The following is a 20,873-nucleotide window of genomic DNA, read 5'->3' as shown; positions in this document are numbered from 1 at the left end:
TCCGCTCACAGCGACCCTTCCGGCCACTCCCGGACGGTCTCGTGCAGGTCATCGACGAGCTCGTGGCTGACCCCGGCGGCCATCAGGCGGTCGAGGGCCCAGGAGAAGCGATGCGTGGGGTCGTGCAGCAAGGCCCGGTCGAGCGCGACCCGGGCGAGCGAGCCCAGCCCGGCCCGCCACGCCGAATAGGCCAGCAGGGCGGCCGCCGGAGCCACCCAGACCGGCTCCACCCGCCGGGTCACCTCGGTCCACAGGGCGACCCGCCAGTCCTCGTCACGCGTGCGGTCGACGGCGTGGTCGAACACCACCGGGTCGGCCAGCAGCACACCCAGCAGGGCTGTTTCCTCCAGGGTGAGCGTGCGGCCCGAGCTGTAGCGCTCCTCCGCCATCTGCACGAGGTAACGCCCGGCCCGCTCGATCCCCTCGGGCGGGCCGGAGCCGCGCGCACACAACTCCGCGGTCAGCGCGCGCATCCGTTCGCGCTGCTCACCCTCGACCCCGGCGATCTGCTCGACCAGAGCCCGGCGGTCGGGCAGCGCGACGTGGCCCTGGAAGACGGCCGAGGCGGCGATCGGTGAATGCGGCGAGGGCACGGGGTTGCCGTCCGGCGGGCAGCAGAGCGGATCGGCGCAGTCGTACGACCACCAGCGGCCCGCGGTGACGCGCACCCGGTCCAGAACCCGTACGCCGTGGTGTTGAAGGTCGCGAAAGAACGCCCGGACGGTGCGATCGACCGGGCCGGGCGGGCCGAACCCGAGGAGCGTCACCGCCTCCACCTCCTGGGCGGCGACCAGTGGCGCTATCACGTCGGCGTCCTCGTCGTCCGGCGCCAGGAAGTCGTGCCGGGCGGCGAAACTCACCACCGGGCCCACCGTGCCGATCACCACGACACTGTCGGACGGATGAAAGCCCAGCAGGTAGGGCGTGACGGCGATGAGGTCAGCGGAGTTCCGGACGGTGATCCGGCAGTCGGGTTGCATGCCGGGCAGCGTGGCCCTTCGCGGCCGCCGCCGGGTGGGCCTGTGGACGACGCGCGGAGTTATCCACCGGCCCTGATCATCGACCCGCAGGTCAGCGCGTTCTCAGGATCGGAACTGCAGCTCGTGCAGTTCCAGGCCCTCGTGCTGGCGGTCCGTCTGCGAGTTCTTCAAGTCGAGAGTCAGCTCGATCGACGAGACCACGTCGTACCCCGCCGCGTGCAGGCTGCGGATCGCTTCGACGTTGCGCGACTCGGGCGAGATCGTCAGCGAGGACATGTTGCGGCGGCGGGCCTCGTTGGCGACATGCCGCAGCAGCTTGCGGCCCACACCCTTGTGCCGGTGCGAGATCGTCACGACGATCGGCTCGACCTCGCCCCCACGACCGCGGATCACCAGCCCGACCAGTCCGATCACCCCGTCGTCGGCGTGGTCGGCGACCCACAGGCCACCCAGGTCGAGCCGGGTCAGGTATTCCTCGAAGCCCTCGCCACCGTCCCGGTCGGCCACGCCGTACATCTGGTTGTGCTGGATCGTCAGCTCGGACCACAGGCGCCGGCCCGCGGAGTGGTCACTCGGACGGTACGAACGCACTGTGACAGGGCTCATGCCGACATTTTGACTCCGATTTCGGGCATCCGTAAGCCGAAGCGCAAGATAAGGCCGTGGACCAGGCGTACCTACGCGCGCACCCCGAGCACCTCCTGACATTTCTCACCCACCAGCGCATCCGCGAGACCCCGGTGGGCGGCGGCAGCGTGTCGACGGCCAGCCGGCTCACGCTCGACGACGGCACCTCGATCTTTGCCAAGACCTGGCCCTCGACCGCGGGTGATCCGCCCGCCGGATTCTTCGCGGCCGAGGCCTCCGGGCTGAACTGGTTGCGCGAGGCCGGGGCCCCGGCGCCGGAGGTGATCGTCGCGCTGCCCACGATGATCGCGACCGAGTGGGTCGAGCCGGGCGAGCCGTCCCGGGCCGCCGCCGAACAACTGGGTCGTGACCTGGCCGAGCTTCATCGCTCCGGCGCGCCGGCCTTCGGTGCCCCCTGGGCCGGTTACATCGGCCCGCTCGAACTCGACAACACGCCGGTTACCGGCCAGTGGGGTACCTGGTTCGCCGAGCGCCGGCTTCAGCCGTACCTTCGAATCTCCGCCGATCGCGGGGCCCTGACCAGCACCGAGATCGCGCTCGTGGAGCAGGTCATGCAAAACCTTCCCTCGTACGGCGGTGATGAGCAGGCCCCCAGTCGCACGCACGGTGACCTCTGGCCCGGCAACGTGCTGTGGGCCGCCGACGGACGGGCCCGGCTCGTCGACCCGGCCGCCCACGGCGGTCACCGCGAGACCGACCTGGCCGAACTGGCTCTCTTCGGTGGCCTGCCCTACCTGTCGACGGTGCTGGCCGCGTACGGGGAAGTGTTTCCGCTGGCCGAGGGGTGGCGGGAGCGGGTGCCGCTGCACCAGCTGCACCTGTTGCTCGTGCACACGGCGGCGTTCGGGGGGAGCTATCGCGCCGACGTCCATGCGGCCGCTTTGTCCACAGTTCGCGCGTGGTAGGCGAGGCGGTTGTCCACAGGGCGATCTCGGTTACGGTCGTCGGCGCGGGAAACGGCTAGATTCGATCTGTGAACACGCGTGGGAGAGTCCCGATCCCGCTCGCCGACCGGTTCGGGCGAGTGGCGACCGATCTGCGCGTGTCGCTGACCGACCGCTGCAATCTGCGCTGCACTTACTGCATGCCCGAGGAGGGCCTGGCCTGGATGCCGCGGGAGCAGCAGCTCACCGACGACGAGGTGAACCGGCTGATCCGGATCTCGGTCGAGACCTTGGGCATTCGGGACGTGCGCTTCACCGGTGGCGAGCCGCTGCTGCGACGCGGGCTGGTCGGCATCGTGAGGGCCGCGGCCGCGCTGACGCCCCGGCCCGAGCTGATGCTCACGACGAACGGCATCGGGCTTGAACGACTGGCGGCACCCCTGCGCGACGCCGGGCTCAACCGCGTCAATGTCTCACTCGACACGCTCGACGCCTCCCGCTTCCAGGCCCTGACCCGGCGCGACCGGCTGGCCGACGTGCTGCGTGGACTGGCCGCAGCGGCCTCGGCCGGGCTCACGCCCGTAAAGATCAATACGGTGCTCATGCGCGGCATCAACGACGACGAGGCGCCCGCGCTGCTGCGGTTCGCCCTCGATCACGGTTATCAGCTGCGCTTCATCGAGCAGATGCCGCTCGACGCCCAACATCAGTGGGACAGGCACACGATGGTCACGGCCGACGAGATCCTGACGTCGCTCTCCCCGTACGGGCTGCGGCCGGATTCGGTTTCACGTGGAACGGCGCCGGCTGAGACGTGGTTGGTCCCGGGTTACGTCGACGCCGCCGGAAATCCGGCTCGGGTCGGCGTGATCGGCAGTGTCACCAGGCCCTTCTGCGGCGATTGCGACCGCACCCGCCTGACCGCCGACGGCCAGGTCCGCGACTGCCTGTTCGCGCGCGACGAGAGCGACCTCCGCAAACTCCTCCGCGACGGCGCCACCGATGCCGAAGTGGCCGAGGCGTGGCGGGTCGCCATGAGCGGGAAGCGGGCGGGTCATGGCATCGACGACCCCACGTTCCTGCAGCCCACCCGGCCCATGTCGGCCATCGGCGGCTGACATGTTCCACCGCCCCTCTGCCCTTGATCGGAGGCGCCCGTGGCTGCCCTGACCGTTCGGTACTTCGCCGGCGCGCGGGCCGCAGCCGGCGGGACGCGCAGCGAAGACCTCGAGGCCGAGACGCTCGAAGAACTCAAACAGCTGCTGACCGACCGCCACGGCGAACGCCTCGGTGTGGTGCTCAAAGCGGCCAGCTTCCTGGTCGACGGGCTGACCTGCCACGACCAGAAGGCGCCCCTACCGGCCGACGCCACGATCGACGTCCTACCCCCGTTCGCCGGCGGCTGAGCACAAGGGCGGCGAACGGCTGGAGTCGCTAGCGGATGGGCCGACTCGCGCCGGTCATGAAATGGCGTGGCTGGCCGCGGGCTGAGACAGCCGCAAAGCAGCCAGGCCGTGCGGGGCTCGGCCACTTACGCGCATGGCACCGCGCCCCTCATGCGCATGGCACCGCAGGATCATTGGCTCTGATGGCAGCCATATTGGGTCCAGCTGCGGCCTCGCGCCAGAACGAGTGAGCAGGCGCCGGACGGCCGTGTCCGCGAGGCGGCCGCACAGCCTCATCGCCGATGCGGTTACCGCCCGGCCGCCGGACGATCCAGTGCGACGCGGTGCCGGCTGTCGGTGAACGACGTGCCAGTCACCCCGTAGCCACCCTCCACTGCGCCCGGTCCCCCAGGCCGTCAATGCTCAACCGGGGTGGTCAACGGAATGCGGCGGCGCGGCGCAGCGGTGGCCTGCGGGACGGCGCTATGGCACCGAGCGGCACGGCGACAGTGATCGGCACGGCGCGGTGGTGCGTGACACGGTGGCACTGTGCGCGACGACGGGGTGTGCGGGACGGCGCAGCGGTGATCGGTGGGGACGGCTGTCCGTGGCGGAACCGGATCAGCCGGTTGCTCGGGTAGTTGGGGGAGCATCAGGGCGGTCGGCGCCCGGCTGGCCGAGAACCGCGGCGACGTAATGGAGAACGGCCGGCGGAACGGGGTGAGCGATGGCAGGAGAAATGTGCGGACCGGAGGCGGAGGAGGTCGCCGCAGCGTTCGGGCTGGAGGCGGTTCGGGGCGGGCTGGTGCCGCTCAGCTTTCGGAGTTCGCGGACTTGGCGCCTGGACACGGCGGACGGCTCGGTGCTGGTCAAGCACGTGGCCGCCGAGGGTTGGCTGGAAGGCTTTGCGGCGGCCATGGAGTTCGAGGGGGCGGCCGGGCGGGCGGGTGTGGCCGTGCCGCGGCGGCTCGAACCGGTGGTGGCCGCGGTCGGGGTGGCGGCGTCGGTCGAGGGGCTGGGGCTCGTACGGGCTTATGAATGGGTGGACGGGCGTGAGCTCGACGACAACGACGACGTGTCGGAATGGCTGGGCGACACGCTGGCCAGGCTGCACAGCATCGCGCCGGTGGGTGGCGGTGGTGGGGTGCCGGAGTGGTATCGGCTCGGTGACCGGGAACTCTGGGCCGGATGGCTCGCGGCGGGTGAGCGCGCGGGGAAGGTCTGGGCCGGGGTGCTCCGGGAGCGGCTGGATGTGATCGTCGAGGCGGGGCGGTGGGTGGAGCGCGGGCTGGCCGATGCCGGGGATTTCGTGATGACGCATCGGGATGTCGAACCGTGGAATGTCATGGTCGCGGCGGGTGGGCCGGTGCTGATCGACTGGGACATGGCCGGGCCCGACAGTGCGGGTTTGGAGGCGGCGCAGGCGATGGTGGAGTTCGCCCGGCGGGGGACCGCGGTTCCCGACCCTGACCTCGTACGGCGGATCAAGCAGTCGTACGTCGCCGGGGGCGGCACGGTCTACGAGGGCCCGTACGTGCTGGCCCGGCGGGTCGGGCTGCGGCTGGGCAGGCTGGCCGAACGGCTTCGGATGTCGCTCGGTGACCAGGGTCTGGGCTCGCAGGCGCCGGTGGCTGTCGAGCAGCGGGCGACCGAGCAGATCGCCGAGATGCCCGCCTTCTTCCGGTACTTGCGGAACTACCGGCCTTGAGACGACGCACACTGCGGAGAGGCTCGTCAGTGTGCTCTCAGGAAGAGCCTGGACACTGTGCGGCAGGTAAAGCTGGGGGAGGACGTCTTGGTGGTATTCGTCGGGCTGATCATGGTGGTCATCGGCCTGATCCACTTCTACCTGTGGAAGCGGCTCGTGAAGGATCCGCTGCCGCCGGGACGGGCGCGGCGCATCGGGGCGGTGATCGCGGTCGCGTTGGCTGTGCTGGCGCCGGCGACGCTGATCGGGGTGCGGTCGGGGGCGTTGCCGTGGCTGGCCTGGCCCGGTTACCTGTGGATCGCGCTCATGTTCTATCTGCTGGTCACGCTGGCGGTGCTCGAGATCCCGCGACTCGCGCTGGTGCTTTTGTGGCGTTCCCGCAGCCGTACGGGGAAGGGAAGCGCAAGCGGGACCGCCCCCGGCGACCCGGTCGAGCCCGCCGCAGGCAACGCCGAGCCCGAGGCCGGCCAGGTCCTCACGGCGGAGAAGCCCGCGGACGACGGGATCGAGCGGCGCGTGCTGCTGGCGCGGGGGGCGGCGATCTTCGCCGGGCTGACCGCGGCCGGCATCACCGGTTACGGCGTGCGGACCGCGCTCGGCGGACCGCAGATCGCGCGGGTCCAGGTCCCCCTGGCCAAGCTCCCCCGCACCTTGGACGGCACCCGGCTGGCGGTCGTGTCGGACATCCATTTGGGTCCGCTGACCGGCATGAATCACGCCCGGCGCATCGTTGACGTGATCAATTCGGTGCAGGCGGACATCGTGTGTGTCGTCGGTGACCTTGTCGACGGCAGCGTTGCGGAGCTGGGGCGGTTCGCGGCGCCGCTGGCCGGGATCCAGTCGCGGCAGGGGGCGTACTTCGTGACCGGGAACCACGAGTACTACTCGGGCTTCCAGGAGTGGGTCGACGAGGTCGCGCGGCTCAACATCCGGCCGCTGCGCAACGAGCGTCTCGAGCTCGGCGGGCTCGACCTGGCCGGCGTCAACGACCTGGGTGGGGCCGACGCGGGCGACCCGCCGGACTTCGCGAAGGCGCTGGGCGATCGTGACACCGCCCGGCCTGTCGTGTTGATGGCGCACCAGCCGGTCGCCGTCCACGATGCGGCCCCGTACGGGGTCGATCTTCAGGTTTCCGGTCACACCCACGGCGGTCAGATGGCACCGTTCAACCTGCTGGTCGGCTTGGAACAGCCGGTTACGTCCGGTTTGGGCACGGTGGACGGCGTTCCGGTCTACGTCACCAACGGGGCCGGCTTCTGGGGACCGCCGGTCCGGGTGGGCGCGCCGCCACAGGTCAGCGTGGTCGAGCTGCGCTCAAAGTAGAACATCAAGATCCGTAATTTCGTCAAGGCGTGGCGATTCGTGCGAGCGACGGGGGGCGTGACAGGATGCAGCGCGTGCCCTCGGACATCGCAGGGTCCTCGGTCGCCGCGGACGCATACGTCGCGGATCTTCACATCCACTCGCGCTTCTCGCGTGCCTGCAGCCGTGACCTGACGCTGCCCAATCTGGCCTGGTGGGCCCGGCGCAAAGGCATCGCCCTGCTGGGCACCGGCGACTTCACGCACCCGGCCTGGTTCGACCACCTGCGCGAGAGCCTGGTCGAGAAGGGGCCCGGGCTTTTCGGTTACTCCGACGAGCCCGAGGTCACCAAGCGGCTGCCCGGTTCGCTGCAGGCCGCCCCGGCTGCGTCGTTCATGCTCAGCGTGGAGATCTCGACGATCTACAAGCGGGACGACCGGACGCGCAAGGTGCACCACCTGATCTACATGCCCGGTTTCGCGGCGGCCGCGAAGTTCAACACCGCGCTGGGCCGCATCGGCAACCTGACCGCCGACGGCCGGCCCATCCTCGGCCTCGACTCGCGCGACCTGCTCGAGATCACGCTGGAGGCCGGCGGCTACCTGGTGCCCGCGCACATCTGGACGCCGTGGTTCTCGGCGCTGGGCTCGAAGTCGGGCTTCGACGCGATCGCCGACTGCTACGCCGACTTGGCCGAACACGTCACCGCGGTCGAGACCGGGCTGTCGTCGGATCCCGAGATGAACTGGCGGGTGTCCAGCCTCGACCGCTACCGCCTGGTGTCGAACTCGGACGCCCACTCCCCCGCGGCGCTGGCCCGCGAGGCGACACTGTTCACCGGCGAGCCCGATTACGAGGCCGTACGGAACGGCACCGGCTTGGCCGGCACGCTCGAGTTCTTCCCCGAGGAGGGCAAGTATCACGCCGACGGCCACCGCGCCTGCGGCGTGAACTGGGAGCCCGAGCGCACCCGGGAGCACGGCGGCCGCTGCCCGGAATGCGGCAAGCCGCTCACGGTGGGGGTGTTGAGCCGGGTCGAGGACCTCGCGGACCGGCCGGTCGGGTTTGACAGGGGCGCACACGTCGAGCATCTGATCCAGCTGCACGAGATCCTGGGCGAGATCAACGGCGTCGGCCCGAAGTCCAAGACTGTCGAGAGCCAGCTCAATCATCTCGTGGCGACTCTCGGGTCCGAGCTCGACATCCTGCGCAAGGTGCCGCTCGACGCGATCAAGCAGGCCGGTGGGGACGAGCTGCGCGAGGGCATCGACCGGCTGCGCCGGGGGGATGTGCATCGGGTCGCGGGCTATGACGGCGAATACGGCGTGATCACGCTCTTCGAGCCGGGGGAGCTGCGCAATCGGGCCAGTGCGCCGCAGGTCGAGACCCTCTTCGACGTGCCGCAGCAGCGCAAGCCGGAACCGGTGACCCGGCCCAAGGCGGTCAAATCGCCGAAGGAGCCGAAGAAGGCGACACCACCGCCGCCGATCGCGGTGCCCGCCAGCCCGCACGAGCCGTTCGAGCCCATGCTGGCCGGCATGGAGGAGGTCGGCACGGGGCTGCTCGACCGCCTGGACGCGATGCAGCGGGTGGCGGCGTCGGCCCCGGGTGGTCCGCTGCTGATCGTGGCCGGCCCCGGCACCGGCAAGACCCGCACGCTGACCCACCGGATCGCCTATCTCTGCGCCGAGCTGGGTGTCTTCCCGCACCGCTGCCTGGCCATCACGTTCACCCGCCGCGCCGCCGGTGAGCTGCGCGAACGCCTGGACTCGCTGCTGGGCGACGTGGCCGAGGACATCACGGTCGGCACGTTCCACTCGGTCGGGCTGGCCATCCTGAAGGAGAACGCGAAGGCCGTGGGCCTGGGCGCGAACTGGCGGATCGCCGACGAGAACGAGCGGGCCGAGGCACGTGAGCAGGCCGGTGACGACGACCAGGCGTACGCGAAGCTGCTGCGCCAGCAGGACCTGGTCGACCTGGACGATCTGATCAGCCTGCCGGTCGCCCTGCTGCGCGACGACCCGGCGCTGGTGGAGAAGTACCGCAGGCACTGGCAGTGGATCTTCGTGGACGAGTATCAGGACGTCGACGAGACTCAGTACGAGCTGCTGCGCCTGCTCAGCCCGCGGGACGGCAACCTCTGCGCGATCGGCGACCCCGACCAGGCGATCTACTCGTTCCGCGGCGCCGACGTGAAGTACTTCCTGCGCTTCAACGAGGATTTCGTCGACGCCCGGCTGGTCCGGCTGACCCGCAACTACCGCTCGTCCGCGCCCATCGTGGCCGCGGCAGTGCAGGCGATCGCGCCCACCTCGCTGGTCAACGGCCGCCGGCTCGACCCGGCCCGGCTCGACCCGGAGGCGCCGCTGGTCGGCCGGTACCCGGCGGCCAGCGTGGCCGACGAGGCCGATTTCGTGGTGCGCACCATCGACGACATGGTCGGCGGGCTGTCCCACCGGTCGCTCGACTCGGGCCGGGTCGACTCGCGCTCGATCGCGGCCGGCAACCTGTCCTTCTCCGACATCGCCGTGCTCTACCGCACCGATGCGCAGTCCGGCCCGATCGTCGAGGCGCTGGCCCGGGCCGGCGTGCCGGTGCAGAAACGCTCGCACAACCGGCTCCGCGACCGTCCCGGCGTCCAGCTGATCGCCCGCGAGCTGCGGCACGCCGGTGGGGGCGCGCTGGCCACGCGCGTCAAGCAGACCGCCGAGGCGCTGGCCCAGCGGTTCGCCGCCCCCACTTTGGACGGTGAGCAGCTCGCCCCCGAGGACATCTGGACCGCGGCCGACCTGCTGCGCCCGCTCGCCCAGCGGATCGGCGACGACCTGCCGCGCTTCCTGCAGGAGATTGCGACCGGGGCCGAGGTCGACGCGCTCGACCCGCGAGCCGAAGCGGTCAACCTGCTCACCCTGCACGCCGCGAAGGGCCTCGAGTTTCCCGTGGTGTTCCTGGTCGGCTGCGAGGACGGGCTGTTGCCGCTGCGCTGGCCGGGCGCCACCCCCGAGGCGGAGGAGCTGGCCGAGGAGCGTCGGCTGTTCTTCGTCGGCCTGACCCGCGCGCAGGACAGGCTGTATGTGAGCCACGCGGCCCGCCGATTCCGGCACGGCAGCGAACGGGAGCAGAGCCCGACCCCGTTCCTCGACGTGATCGACTCCGGCCTGTTCGAGCGGCTGGGCGACACTGTGCCCGCGCGCCCGAAGGACCGGCAGCTCAGACTGCTGTAGCTGTGCTGACGGCGATCAGCGCGCCGATCAGCAACGCCGGGCCGAGCGGCAACGGCCGTCCCCGCCGGGTCAGCAGCAGCACCAGCGCGATCGGCCCGACGATCAGGTGCGGCACGGTCAGGCCGACCAGCACCGCGGGCCAGCCCGCGAAACCCAGCATCGTGGCGATCACCGCGGCCAGCTTCACGTCGCCGAGCCCCAAGCCGCGGCCGGGAAGAAGAGCGATTCCCAGGTACGTCGTGAGGACCACGCCCCCGGCGACGAGCGCGAACCCGATCCGTTCGGGCCGCATGACCGCCAGGGGCAGCACGGTGACGATCGCGAAGGCCGCGACCAGGGGGTCGGGCAGACGCAGGCAGCGCAGGTCGACCAGGGCCAGCATCAGCCCCGGGATCGTGGCCAGCAGGTAGAAGGGCAGCATCGCCGACGGGCCGAGCGCCGCCGCCAGCAGCGCACAGACCGCGGCGCCGGCGCTCACGGCGTACGGGGAAACCGGTTGGGGCTCGCGGGTGAAGCGGCGGACGAAGCGGGGCAGGAGGGCGGCCACAGAACCGCCGAAAACGGCTGCGAAGATCACGATTGGTACGGACACGGATCGGCACCGTAATGGCCGGGCGGGCGAAGTGCGGGTCGTGTTGTTGACAGCGGCGGCGATTCCGTCCGGGTTTGTGTCGGCCCCGCACGCTACGGTGGCAGCAGCGCAGCCCGCTTCCGGAGGAATTCTGATGTCCCAGAACGGCCCGTATTCCGGCCCACCGTGGTCGCACGGGAGCTCCGACGAGCCGTATGCGGAGCCCGCCGACCCTTGGGGTGATCCCGCGGCGCAGCCGGAGCAGAGCGGTTCCTGGGGCGGGCATCCGCCGTCGATCCCGCAGCAGCCGGTGAGCTTCCACTCGGCGCCGATGAATCCGGTGAGCAGCGGTGGCAGTTCCTCGTGGGACAGGGCGCCCGTGCCGCCGCCGAAGCGCAACACCCCGATCATCGCCCTGGTCGTCACCCTCGGCGTGCTCATCGTGATCGGCCTGGGCACGACGGCGTGGCTGCTCAGCAAGCGCGCCGACGACCAGCGGCAGCAGCAGGCCTCGCCCGACCCGGCGGCCAGCGAGCTGCTCACCGGGCCGGCCCCGCAGGGCAGCGACGACGCCCGGTTCTATGTGAAGAAGGGCGACTGCGTCATCAACGAGGGTGACGACAACGAGCCCAACATGCGCGCCGCCCCCTGCACAACGGGCACGTACGAGGTGCTCGCGCGCTTCGAGGGCAAAGCCACGGGTGAGAAGGACGCCGAGCGCAAGTGCGCCAAGGTCACCGGCTACACGAAGTGGTTCTTCTACGACAGCGCGCTCGACGATCTCGACTTCGTGCTCTGCCTCAAGGAGCACAAAGCCAACGGCTAGGCAGCTCTAGCCCTTTCTAGCGGAGAGGCTAGATAGCGGTAGACCATCCTCGACGACTTTCGTGAGGTTTTGCTAGCGCACTCTAGCTGTTTTGCTAGACGACCCGATACGGTGCTATCCGTGGATCCGGTGCGGAACCCGTATGCTCCCGGCGCCGGCCAGCGCCCACCCGAGCTGGCCGGTCGTGACCGTGAGCTCGACGCGTTCGACGTGGTGCTCGAGCGGATCGCCCGGGGCCGCCCCGAGCGCAGCCTCGTGCTCACCGGCCTGCGCGGCGTCGGCAAGACCGTGCTGCTCAACACGCTCCGCTCGGCCGCGATCGGCCGCCTGTGGGGCACCGGCAAGATCGAGGCCCGGCCCGATCAGTCGCTGCGCCGCCCGGTCTCGGCCGCGCTGCACATGGCGATCCGCGAGCTCGCCCCGCACCACCGCGATCCCGAGCGGGTCGACGACGTGCTGGCCGTGCTCAAGGCGTTCGCGCTGCGGGCCAACGACAGCTCGGCCAAACTGCGCGACCGCTGGGCCCCCGGCATCGACGTGCCACCCGCCCGCGGCCGGGCCGACTCCGGCGACATCGAGATCGACCTGGTCGAGCTGTTCACCGACGCCGCCTCGCTCGCCACCGACGTGGGCACGGGCATCGCCCTGTTCATCGACGAGATGCAGGATCTGGGGCCGGCCGACGTCTCCGCGCTCTGCGCCGCCTGCCACGAGCTGTCCCAGCTGGGTGCGCCGCTGATCGTGGTCGGGGCCGGGCTGCCGCACCTGCCGGCCGTGCTGTCGGCCGCCAAGTCGTACTCCGAGCGCCTGTTCCGCTACCAGCGCATCGACCGGCTCGACCGGGTCGCGGCCGACCTCGCGCTCTGCGCCCCGGCCGCCCGTGAGGAGGTCGAATACGAGGCGAAGGCGCTCGACCTGCTCTACGAGAAGTCGGGCGGATATCCGTACTTCGTGCAGGCGTACGGGAAAGCCACCTGGGATCATGCGCCGCAGTCCCCGGTGTCCGACGCCGACGTGCGCGTCGCCGCCCCCGAGGCCGAGGCCGAGCTGGCGGTCGGCTTCTTCGGCTCCCGGTTCGAGCGGGCCACCCCCGCCGAGCGCGAATACATGCGCGCGATGGCCGCCCTCTCCGGCGAGCCCGACAACGACATGGACGCGGCGGTGCCCACCGCCGAGATCGCCACCGCGCTGGGCCGCAAGCCGGCCAGCCTCTCCCCGGCGCGCGACGCGCTGATCAAGAAGGGGCTGATCTACTCGGGCGAACGGGGCACAGTCGCGTTCACTGTGCCGCATTTCGGCCGTTACCTGCGCACCCAGCCGGTGTGAACCGCGCCGGGCGGGTATAACCGAACTCATGAAGCCCGTACGCACGGCCGCCCGCGCGATGCTCGCGTCGATCTTCGTCATCCAAGGCGTTCAGTCGTTCCTGAAGCCGGAGGCCAAGGCCGAGACCGCCGCCGGTGTCACCGATCGGCTCAAGCCACTCCTGGAAAAGGCCGACCCGCGCATCCCGACCGACGCTGCCACGCTCGTACGGATCAAGGGCGCGAGCGATGTGATCGCCGGCTTGGCCCTGGCCACCGGCCACTTCACCCGGCCCGCGGCGGCCGTGCTGGCCGCCGGGCTGGTGCCGACGACGGTCGCCGGCCACCCCGTGTGGGACAGGTCGCGGCCCGACGCCAAGGTGCAGCAGATCCAGTTCCTCAAAAACCTGGGTCTGCTCGGTGGCCTGCTGCTCGCCGCGGTCGACACCGAGGGGCGCCCGGGTCTCGGCTATCGCACGAGCCATGCCGCCAACCGGTCTCAGCGCTCCCTGAGGCGAGCAGTGCGCACCGCCCGGCGCGAGGCCAAGATCGCCGCGATGAGCGCGGCGGCGGCGCGCAAACTGCCCGGCTAACAACCTCCTCGCGATCTTTGCGTTAAAGCGAACGAGGGGCCGCCTGAGTTCGCTTGCGCTCGGCTCCGCTACGAAGTCCGTACGACTTCGTGGCCGGCATGGCGCCGCCGTGCCCGGGAGACGAGAGCGACGGGGGTCGCGCCATGCCGGCGATGGAACGCGTGCGGACGAAGTCCGTGCTGATCGGGCTGGGGGGCCTGGTCGCTCTGTTGGCGATCGGGTTCATCCTGCAGTCGTACGGGGTTCCCGCCCTGGCCGTGGATCACGCGGCACTGCGGGGCTGGCTCACCGGCGGCGACCTGTACGGGTCGGGCACCGGCCGTCCCCCCGTGACCGCGATCCTGTTGGCCCCGGCCGCCTTCCTTCCGTTGCCCGCGGTGGCCTGGCTGCTGGCCCTGACCGGTGTGACCGCCCTGGTGCTGACCCTGGTCGCGCTGGCCGGCCCCGTGGCCCGCCGCTACGGCCGTTCCCGCTTCGCGGCCGTGCTCACGGCGGCCGCGCTCGCCCTGCTGACCGAGCCGGTACGGGCGGTGCTCGGCCTGGGGCACCTCGACCTGCTGCTGCTCTGCCTGATCACGGCGGACGTGGTCGCGCTGCGCCGTTCGGCCTGGGCCCAGCGCCGGGCGGCCTGGTGGCCCGGCCCGCCCGCCTCCCGGCCGGGCGGCGGACGTCTCGGCCCGCTGCGCCGCGTGTGGGCGACCGGGGCCTGGGCCGGTGTGGGCACCGGCGTCGCCACCGCCGTCGCCCTCGGCCCCGCACTGTTCATCGCCTATCTGGCCGTGACCCGGCAGTGGCGGGCGGCGGTCACCGCGACCGGCACGGCGGCCACGCTGATGCTGGGTGGCCTGCTGATCGCGCCCGGCGCCACCGGCGCGTGGTTCTCCACGGTGTTGTTTCAGGTCGACCGGTCCGGCCCGGTCGGTGACCCGGCCAATCAGTCGCTGGCCGGGCTGCTGGCCCGCCTCTACGACTCGTCGAGCACGCCGGTGCTGGTGTGGCTGTCGTTCGCCGTGCTGCTGCTCGCGGTGGGCCTGATCCGGGCCCGGGCCGCGCACACCGACGGCGACGAGATCGCGGCGTTCACGCTGGTCGGGCTCACCGCCGCGGCGGCCGCCCCGGTCAGCCCGAGCCACAAGCTGGTCTGGGTCCTGCCGGCGGTGCTGATCCTGATCGACGCGGCGGCCCGGTCACGGCTCGCCACGCGGCGGCCCGGACGGCCCCGGCGGTTCGCCGGGCTCGGCTACGCGACGGCCGCGGCCGGCACATATGCGCTGTTCACGTTGCCTCCGCAGTGGACGGAGAGCTGGAACGCGTACGCCTTCGCCGTGATCGTGCTGATGAACGCGTTGCCGTGGCGGCCCGGGGTGGCGCCGGCGACCCCGCCCGTACGCCGGCCGGTCGTGCGCCGGATCCCGGCCATTCCCGGGCCTAGGGGCAGTTGACCCACTCGTCGCTGCCGTCGGTGAACACTTGCCGCTTCCAGATCGGCAGCCGGGCCTTGGCCTCGTCGACCAGCCGGGCGCAGGCCGCGAAGGCCGCCGCCCGATGGGCTGTGCTCACCGCGGCGACCAGCGCGACGTCGCCGATCGCGAGCGTGCCCACGCGGTGCGAGACGGCCACCGCGTAGACGTCGGGGTCGGCCGCGATCTCGGCGGCGACCTCGCGCAGCACTGCGGCCGCGCTGGGGTGGCCCTCGTATTCGAGCAGGGTCACGCCGCGCCCGTCGTCGTGGTCGCGCACCACGCCCTGGAACGAGACGACGGCCCCGGCCCGCGCGTCGGCCACGGCCTTCTCGTGAGCGGCCAGGTCGAGCGGGCTGTCGAGCACCTCGGCAATGGCGATCATGGGCGTTCCCCGGTGACGAGCGGCAATGGGAGGAAGGGCACCAGGTCGCCCGCCGACGCTTCGGTGCCGGGGCGGACGACGGCGAAGCCGTGCGCGTTGGACAGGCCGCGCAGCATCGCCGAGCCGACGTGCCCGACCGGGGTGGCCGACCGTCCGTCGGGGCCGAGCCGGGCCAGGGCCAGGTGGGTGTCGCCGCCCCGGCCGCGCACCGCCTCGGTGACCTCGACCGTGGGCAGCACCGGGGCGGGACGGCCCTGCAGACCGGCCAGCAGCGGCGCGACCAGGGTGATGAGCGCGATGACGGCGGACTGCGGGTTGCCCGGCAGCCCGGCCAGGAAGCGCGGCCGGCCGTCGGCACCGGGCACCCGCGCCAGCAGCATCGGGAAGCCGGGGCGGACCGCCACGGTGTTGACGATGTATTCGGCGCCGAGTTCGGCCAGCGTCGGGTGCAGATGGTCGACCGGGCCGTGCATGGTGCCCCCGGTCGTGCAGACGAGATCGGCCGGCAAGAGCGCTTCCCGTACGGCGGTGAGGTGCGCCTCGAGCGTGTCCTGCACCGGGCCGGCGACCGCGGACGGGTCGACCGTCGCGCCGCACCGCCGCAGCCAGCCGGGCACCTGCGGGCCGAGCGAGTCACGCACGCGCCCGGCGCCCGGGGTGCCGCCGGTGAGCAGCTCGTCCCCGAAGACGAGCAGCCCGGCGCGGGGCCGTGAGAACACCGTCAGCGACTCGTAACCGCAGGTGGCGGCGATGCCGATCACTGCCGGGTCGATGGCCGTGCCGGCCGGCAGCAGCACCTCGTCCTTGTGGGCCTCCTCGCCGGGGGCACGCCACTCCGGGACGAAACCGTGCCGGGGTTCGCCGCTGACCCGGCCGTCACCGTCGCGAGTGGACGCCTCGATGCGCACCAGTGCCTCGGCGCCGGCCGGGACCATCGCGCCGGTGGCGATCTCGAAGCAGGTGCCGTCGTCGGTCAGCGGGGGCGCGACCTGACCGGCCAGCACCCGCCCGACGGGCCGCCAGGGCTGCGGACCCCGAACGGCCCAGCCGTCGACGCTCGACGTGGGGAACGCCGGCAGATCGGTCAGCGCGCGCAGCGGTTCGGCCAGCGTGCGGCCGTCGGCGTCGGACAGCGCGACCGGCTCGGTCCCCCCGGCCGCCGCCCGGCCCGCCGTGTAGGCCAGCCTGCGGGCCTCTTCCCAGTCGACGGTCACCCGCCGAGCCTATCCACTCGCCGCGCTCGACGGATGATCACCACCGCGGATCTGATCGACCGTGTGCCGCAGCAGCGGGCCGAGCACGGCCAGGCCGTCCTTGGCCCCGCCGGTGGAACCGGGCAGGTTGACGATCAAGGTGCGCCCGGCCACGCCGGCCAAACCCCGGGAGAGCGCTGCGGCGGGCACCCGGTCGCGGCTGTAGGCCCGGATCGCCTCGGCGATGCCCGGGATCTCGAAGTCGAGCAGGCCGCGGGTCGCCTCGGGGGTGCGGTCGGTCGGCGTGACGCCGGTGCCCCCGCTGGTCAGCACGACGTCGACGGCGTCGGCGATCGCGAGGCGCAGGGCTTCGGCCACCGGGTCGCCGTCCGGCACGACGACCGGATCGCCGACCGTGCAGCCGAGCTCACGCAGGCCGGCCACGAGACGCGGCCCGCTGGTGTCGGCGTAGACCCCGGCGGCCGCCCGGTTGCTGGCCACGATGACGCGCGCGGTGATGCTCACGGGCGGTCCTCCGGGCGTACCCACTCGCCGGTCTTGCCGCCCTCTTTGCGCAGCACCCGGACCGACTCGATGCTCGCGGCGGGATCGACCGCCTTGATCATGTCGATCATCGTGAGGCCGGCCGTGGCGACCGCGGTGAGCGCCTCCATCTCGACGCCGGTGCGGTCGGCCGTTTTGGTGGTGGCGGTGATCTCGATGGCGGTCGCGGTCAGCTCGAGATCGACCACGACGCCGTGCAAGCCGATCGGATGACACAGCGGGATGAGATCGGGAGTGCGTTTCGCGCCCATGATGCCCGCGAGCCGGGCCACGGCGATCGCGTCACCCTTGGGAACACCATCACCGCGTAACAAGGCGATTACCTCGAGTGTGGTCACCACGCGACCCGCGGCCACGGCGCGCCGTGTCGTCACCGTCTTGGCCGAGACGTCAACCATGCGCGCGGCACCGGTCTCGTCGACATGGGTCAGGGATTCGTCGGGCATACCGGGAGTTTATAGAAGGTTCACCGGGAAACTCGTTCGCGTAATAGTGGTTAGTCACTCACGATTTTCCGGACGTCCCGCATGGCGATCTATACGCAGGTCAGCGACCATATAGGGGCTTCGAACAACGGCAGGCATTGACATTTCGGAGCGTTAGTCGAACAGCACGTTCAGCGATGCGGACACTGCGGCCAAAACGACTATTCATGTAGCTCAGAGTTTGGTTGCCGAGACTGCCCGTAATCGAGTCAGTTTCGATTATCGCTTTCTGCGCAATACGACACAAATCCCCACCATTACTGCCGTACCTCGCATATGGTTCTTCTCGTCGCGACGCACCCTTCGACCCCACGAGGGACCGGAGCTTCCCGGGTTCCCCACACCGCGAGGAGACGAACCATGAACTCGAACGACTGGGACTGAGACCGGTGCGCCGAGACGCGCATTTGCCTACGCTGGGACCCGGACGTGTGTCCGATGTGTTCGGCGGACTGGACAACCTCATTGCGTAAAGCCCATAGCTCTCACGACAACGCGACCGGTCGGCAGCTTTCGCTGCTCATCGGTCTCGTCGTCGTTCTGGCCGCGGGCGTCGCGATGATCGATCTTGGGTATGCGATAACCCGTCCGCAGCCGTTCCCTCACCCCGGGCTCCTGGCCCTGGTGCTGGTCGGCGCGGCGATTGCCAACCGCGTCAAGGTGTACGTGCGGATGCGTTCCAGCCGCGACGGCACCGCCTGGGGCGAAGTCCCCGTGCTCATCGGGCTGGTCTTCCTGCCGCACGGGTGGGTGGTGCTCTGCGCCGCGGCCGGGGTCGCGGTGGTCAAGATCGTCGCAGGCACGGCCCCCCACCGAGCGGTTTTCTCGGTCGCCAAGGAAGTGCTGACCGCCAGCACCGCAAGCCTCGTGCTGACGCTGGCCGGCGTGAACGTGACCGCCGACCCGCCCGCGTCCACGATCCTGCCGGTCACGCTGGCCTATCTGGCTATGTGGTTCGTCGACGACCTGGTGTTCATGCCGGTCATCGCCATCGCCTCACGCACCACGATCGCCCAGGTCGCGCGCAAGGACCTCGGCGGCAAGCTGATCGCCCACGCGTTCCGCCTCGTAGTGATCATTTACGTCATCGAGGTGCTCGCCTCCGGCTCCAGCCCGCTGCTGCTCGGCTTCGTCCCGCTGCTCATCGCCTGTCTGCACTTGTGGCATTCCCGGCAGTTGCGCACAAAAGAGGAACGCCGTTCGTGGCGCGAACTGGCCAAGACCACCGAGGAACTCAGTTCCGTCGAGCTGACCCAGGTGCTGCACGTGGCCGCGACGCAGGGCGCCCGCGTCTTCTCGTCCGACGTCGTCGAGATCGACCTGACCGCGAGCGGCATCGACCGCGTCGTCCGCGCGCACGGCAGTGAGGTCGTCTACGACGGGCCGGGCCCGCGCGCATTCGCCGGCGTCAGCGAGATCACGGCCGAGCTCGAAACCACCGACCGCAGCTACCAGGCCGGCGAGCTGGTCCTGGGCTTCCACGGGAAGGTCAAGCTCAACGAGTTCGAGCAGTACAAGCTGAAGACGTTCGCGGCCGCGCTGTGCACGGCGATCCGCAACGCCACGGCGTACGCGGAACTGCAACGACTCAACGAGCAGAACGCGTACGACGCCGCGCACGACCCGCTGACCGGCCTGGCCAACCGCCGCGAACTGTACGAACACGCCGGCACGCACTTCCGGGGCAGCCCCTCCGACGGCGTGGTCGCGCTGCTGCTGATCGACCTCAACCACTTCAAAGAGGTCAACGACACCCTCGGGCACGCGGCCGGCGACGCGGTGCTGCGCGAGGTGGCCCGGCGGCTGGCCGACGCGGCCGCGCCCGGCGACCTGGTGGCCCGGCTCGGCGGCGACGAGTTCGCGGTGCTGCTGGTCAACCTGCCCACACCCGCCCTGGCCACGCACCGGGCCAAAACCATGCTGGCCGCGCTCGAGGAAAGCGTTGCCGTCGAAGGCATGCAGATCACCGTGGAGGCGGCCGGCGGCATCGCGCTGGCGGCGGGCAGCGGCGGCGTCAACGAGCTGATGCGACGAGCCGACGTCGCGATGTATCAGGCCAAACGCGCAGGTCAGCAGACGGCGACCTACGTGCACGCACAGGACACGGCCGACATCGGCCGGCTCGCCCTCGGCGGCGAACTGCACCGCGCGGTCGCCGAGCACGAATTCGAGGTCGACTTCCAGCCGATCGTCGACCTCGGCAGCGGCGAGGTGGTCGCGGCCGAGGCGCTGGCCCGCTGGCACCATCCCGAGCACGGATCGCTCACACCGATGGAGTTCCTGCAGACGGTGGAACGGTCCGGCCGGCTCCAGGCGTTCGCCGACGCGGTGCTCGACCAGGCCCTCGACGCCTCCGACCTGTGGCGCGACGCCGGCTTCGACCTGCCCGTGGCGGTCAACGTGTCACCCCGCAGCCTGCTCGACCCCCGTTTCCCCGAGGCGGTGCTGAGCCGCCTGAGCCGCCACGCCGTACCCGCCGACCGGCTGATCTTCGAGCTGGCCGAGACCCTCACGCTGAGCCAGCTCGACGTGGTGGGCAAGGCGCTGACCGAGCTGAGCGAGGCGGGCGTCCGGCTGGCCCTGGACGACTTCGGCACCGGCGTGACACCCCTGTCGGTGCTGTCGCACATCCCGGTCCACCAGCTCAAAGTCGACCGCGAATTCGTCGGCGCCGTGCAAACCTCGTCCGAGGCCGCCGCGGTGATCCGATCCACGGTCGACCTGGCCCGCAGCCTGCACCTCACCGTGATCGCCGCGGGCGTGGAAAGTGAGCCGCAACGACACGCGCTGTGGAGCCTGGGCTGCCTGGCCGGCCAGGGCCACCTGTTCGCCCGCCCGATGTCAGCGGCGCGCCTGCTGGCCACCCTGCAACGCGGCACCGCGGGCCGCCCCGGCGCCCTCGCCACATCCCTCCACGACGGCGCCGCAGTCGTCCGCATGTCGCGCCGCCGGTCCAGCGGTACCGGGCGATCGGCTCTGCCACACTTGCCCGCGTGACTGATTCCGGCCGGACGGCGAGCAAATCCGCAGTTGAGGGGCCTGCCGCCACTCCCGGCAAAAGGGAGAGCCGGGCAGATTCCGCCACCGAAAACCCTTCCCCCCGTACGCCGGAGGCCGGCACACCCCCATCGTCCCCCACCCCGGACGACGGCCTTTCGTCCGAGTCCCGCAGGACCGAGGATCCCTCCCCGGTGCCGGACCTCTCCCCCACACGTGGCGTCGCGGCCGCGTCCGAGCCGGCCCTCAGTGAAAGCCTTCCGTCGCCCGCCGCCACAGCCGCATCCTCCGAGCAGGAGGCCGCCATCGCCGCGTCGCCCGCCGAGCGAGAAGCTGCCACTGCCGCGTCGCCCTCCAAGGCGAA

18 protein-coding genes are annotated in these 20,873 nt (G+C 71.2%); 11 read left to right on the top strand and 7 right to left on the bottom strand.

All coding sequences use genetic code 11. The features are described 5' to 3' along the window. Positions 1–5 precede the first annotated feature (5 nt). Positions 6–980 (bottom strand): DUF4192 domain-containing protein, encoded by a 975-nt coding sequence (locus tag BKA14_RS31490; RefSeq protein ID WP_184954399.1) that lies wholly within the window; start codon positions 978–980, stop codon positions 6–8. 102 nt (positions 981–1,082) lie between these two features. Next, a complete protein-coding gene (locus BKA14_RS31485; RefSeq protein ID WP_184954398.1) occupies positions 1,083–1,586 on the bottom strand; it encodes a GNAT family N-acetyltransferase in 504 nt (167 codons plus the stop codon). Between the two features lie 56 nt (positions 1,587–1,642). Between BKA14_RS31485 and BKA14_RS31480 the strand changes: the two genes are divergently transcribed. From BKA14_RS31480 to BKA14_RS31455, 6 genes are all read left to right on the top strand, one after another. Then, positions 1,643–2,533: a fructosamine kinase family protein gene (locus BKA14_RS31480; RefSeq protein ID WP_184954397.1), complete on the top strand. Its 891-nt coding sequence runs from the start codon at positions 1,643–1,645 to the stop codon at positions 2,531–2,533. Positions 2,534–2,601: 68 nt separating this feature from the next. Beyond that, positions 2,602–3,630, top strand: coding sequence for a GTP 3',8-cyclase MoaA (moaA, locus tag BKA14_RS31475; RefSeq protein WP_184954396.1), 1,029 nt, complete (start codon positions 2,602–2,604; stop codon positions 3,628–3,630). A 39-nt stretch (positions 3,631–3,669) separates the two neighbouring features. Continuing rightward, complete coding sequence (locus BKA14_RS31470) at positions 3,670–3,918, top strand: MoaD/ThiS family protein (RefSeq protein ID WP_184954395.1); 249 nt, start codon at positions 3,670–3,672, stop codon at positions 3,916–3,918. 706 nt (positions 3,919–4,624) lie between these two features. Next, the gene (locus tag BKA14_RS31465) at positions 4,625–5,605 is read left to right on the top strand and encodes an aminoglycoside phosphotransferase family protein (RefSeq protein WP_184954394.1); all 981 of its coding nucleotides are present in this window, start codon (positions 4,625–4,627) and stop codon (positions 5,603–5,605) included. Between the two features lie 111 nt (positions 5,606–5,716). Further along, positions 5,717–6,928: a metallophosphoesterase gene (locus BKA14_RS31460; protein WP_184957073.1), complete on the top strand. Its 1,212-nt coding sequence runs from the start codon at positions 5,717–5,719 to the stop codon at positions 6,926–6,928. Between the two features lie 74 nt (positions 6,929–7,002). Beyond that, positions 7,003–10,131 carry a UvrD-helicase domain-containing protein gene (locus BKA14_RS31455; RefSeq protein ID WP_438861917.1) on the top strand — a complete coding sequence of 1,043 codons (3,129 nt, stop codon included), beginning with the start codon at positions 7,003–7,005 and terminating at the stop codon, positions 10,129–10,131. Here BKA14_RS31455 and BKA14_RS31450 read toward each other — a convergent pair. Next, entirely contained in the window at positions 10,118–10,723 is a 606-nt protein-coding gene (locus BKA14_RS31450; RefSeq protein ID WP_239093157.1) for a prepilin peptidase, read from the bottom strand. The two genes, BKA14_RS31455 and BKA14_RS31450, sit on opposite strands and share 14 nt — an antisense overlap. Positions 10,724–10,856: 133 nt before the next feature. Between BKA14_RS31450 and BKA14_RS31445 the strand changes: the two genes are divergently transcribed. From BKA14_RS31445 to BKA14_RS31430, 4 genes are all read left to right on the top strand, one after another. Next, a complete protein-coding gene (locus BKA14_RS31445) occupies positions 10,857–11,528 on the top strand; it encodes an LppU/SCO3897 family protein (protein ID WP_184954392.1) in 672 nt (223 codons plus the stop codon). Positions 11,529–11,648: 120 nt separating this feature from the next. Further along, positions 11,649–12,854, top strand: coding sequence for an ATP-binding protein (locus BKA14_RS31440; RefSeq protein WP_184954391.1), 1,206 nt, complete (start codon positions 11,649–11,651; stop codon positions 12,852–12,854). A 28-nt stretch (positions 12,855–12,882) separates the two neighbouring features. Beyond that, the gene (locus tag BKA14_RS31435; protein WP_184954390.1) at positions 12,883–13,425 is read left to right on the top strand and encodes a DoxX family membrane protein; all 543 of its coding nucleotides are present in this window, start codon (positions 12,883–12,885) and stop codon (positions 13,423–13,425) included. Positions 13,426–13,577: 152 nt separating this feature from the next. Next, positions 13,578–14,867, top strand: a complete 1,290-nt coding sequence (locus BKA14_RS31430; protein WP_239093156.1) for a glycosyltransferase 87 family protein — start codon at positions 13,578–13,580, stop codon at positions 14,865–14,867. Here BKA14_RS31430 and BKA14_RS31425 read toward each other — a convergent pair. The 4 genes from BKA14_RS31425 to moaC are packed head-to-tail and all read right to left on the bottom strand — an operon-like array spanning position 14,854 to position 17,473. After that, complete coding sequence (locus tag BKA14_RS31425; RefSeq protein WP_184954388.1) at positions 14,854–15,270, bottom strand: molybdenum cofactor biosynthesis protein MoaE; 417 nt, start codon at positions 15,268–15,270, stop codon at positions 14,854–14,856. The genes BKA14_RS31430 and BKA14_RS31425 overlap by 14 nt on opposite strands. Next, positions 15,267–16,484 carry a molybdopterin molybdotransferase MoeA gene (locus tag BKA14_RS31420; RefSeq protein WP_184954387.1) on the bottom strand — a complete coding sequence of 406 codons (1,218 nt, stop codon included), beginning with the start codon at positions 16,482–16,484 and terminating at the stop codon, positions 15,267–15,269. Before BKA14_RS31420 ends, BKA14_RS31425 begins: the two co-directional genes overlap by 4 nt. A 9-nt stretch (positions 16,485–16,493) precedes the next feature. Beyond that, a complete protein-coding gene (locus tag BKA14_RS31415) occupies positions 16,494–17,012 on the bottom strand; it encodes a MogA/MoaB family molybdenum cofactor biosynthesis protein (protein ID WP_184954386.1) in 519 nt (172 codons plus the stop codon). Then, the gene (moaC, locus tag BKA14_RS31410; RefSeq protein ID WP_184954385.1) at positions 16,985–17,473 is read right to left on the bottom strand and encodes a cyclic pyranopterin monophosphate synthase MoaC; all 489 of its coding nucleotides are present in this window, start codon (positions 17,471–17,473) and stop codon (positions 16,985–16,987) included. Before moaC ends, BKA14_RS31415 begins: the two co-directional genes overlap by 28 nt. 597 nt (positions 17,474–18,070) lie before the next feature. Between moaC and BKA14_RS31405 the strand changes: the two genes are divergently transcribed. Continuing rightward, a complete protein-coding gene (locus BKA14_RS31405) occupies positions 18,071–20,509 on the top strand; it encodes a putative bifunctional diguanylate cyclase/phosphodiesterase (RefSeq protein WP_438861951.1) in 2,439 nt (812 codons plus the stop codon). The last annotated feature ends 364 nt before the right edge of the window (positions 20,510–20,873 follow it).

Origin of the sequence: Paractinoplanes abujensis (assembly GCF_014204895.1) — a bacterium.
Classification (GTDB): Bacteria; Actinomycetota; Actinomycetes; order Mycobacteriales; family Micromonosporaceae; genus Actinoplanes; species Actinoplanes abujensis.
The sequence above is the reverse complement of the archived record's forward strand: the minus strand, read 5'-3'. Positions and strand labels throughout refer to the sequence as shown.

What these genes read in the sequence shown, in the direction of transcription:
- BKA14_RS31490 (WP_184954399.1), bottom strand. Translation starts at nt 980, where the DNA reads ATGCAACCCGACTGCCGGATCACCGTCCGGAACTCCGCTGACCTCATC.
- BKA14_RS31485 (WP_184954398.1), bottom strand. Translation starts at nt 1,586, where the DNA reads ATGAGCCCTGTCACAGTGCGTTCGTACCGTCCGAGTGACCACTCCGCG.
- BKA14_RS31465 (WP_184954394.1), top strand. Translation starts at nt 4,625, where the DNA reads ATGGCAGGAGAAATGTGCGGACCGGAGGCGGAGGAGGTCGCCGCAGCG.
- BKA14_RS31460 (WP_184957073.1), top strand. Translation starts at nt 5,717, where the DNA reads ATGGTGGTCATCGGCCTGATCCACTTCTACCTGTGGAAGCGGCTCGTG.
- BKA14_RS31445 (WP_184954392.1), top strand. Translation starts at nt 10,857, where the DNA reads ATGTCCCAGAACGGCCCGTATTCCGGCCCACCGTGGTCGCACGGGAGC.
- BKA14_RS31435 (WP_184954390.1), top strand. Translation starts at nt 12,883, where the DNA reads ATGAAGCCCGTACGCACGGCCGCCCGCGCGATGCTCGCGTCGATCTTC.
- BKA14_RS31430 (WP_239093156.1), top strand. Translation starts at nt 13,578, where the DNA reads ATGGAACGCGTGCGGACGAAGTCCGTGCTGATCGGGCTGGGGGGCCTG.
- BKA14_RS31425 (WP_184954388.1), bottom strand. Translation starts at nt 15,270, where the DNA reads ATGATCGCCATTGCCGAGGTGCTCGACAGCCCGCTCGACCTGGCCGCT.
- moaC (WP_184954385.1), bottom strand. Translation starts at nt 17,473, where the DNA reads ATGCCCGACGAATCCCTGACCCATGTCGACGAGACCGGTGCCGCGCGC.
- BKA14_RS31405 (WP_438861951.1), top strand. Translation starts at nt 18,071, where the DNA reads ATGATCGATCTTGGGTATGCGATAACCCGTCCGCAGCCGTTCCCTCAC.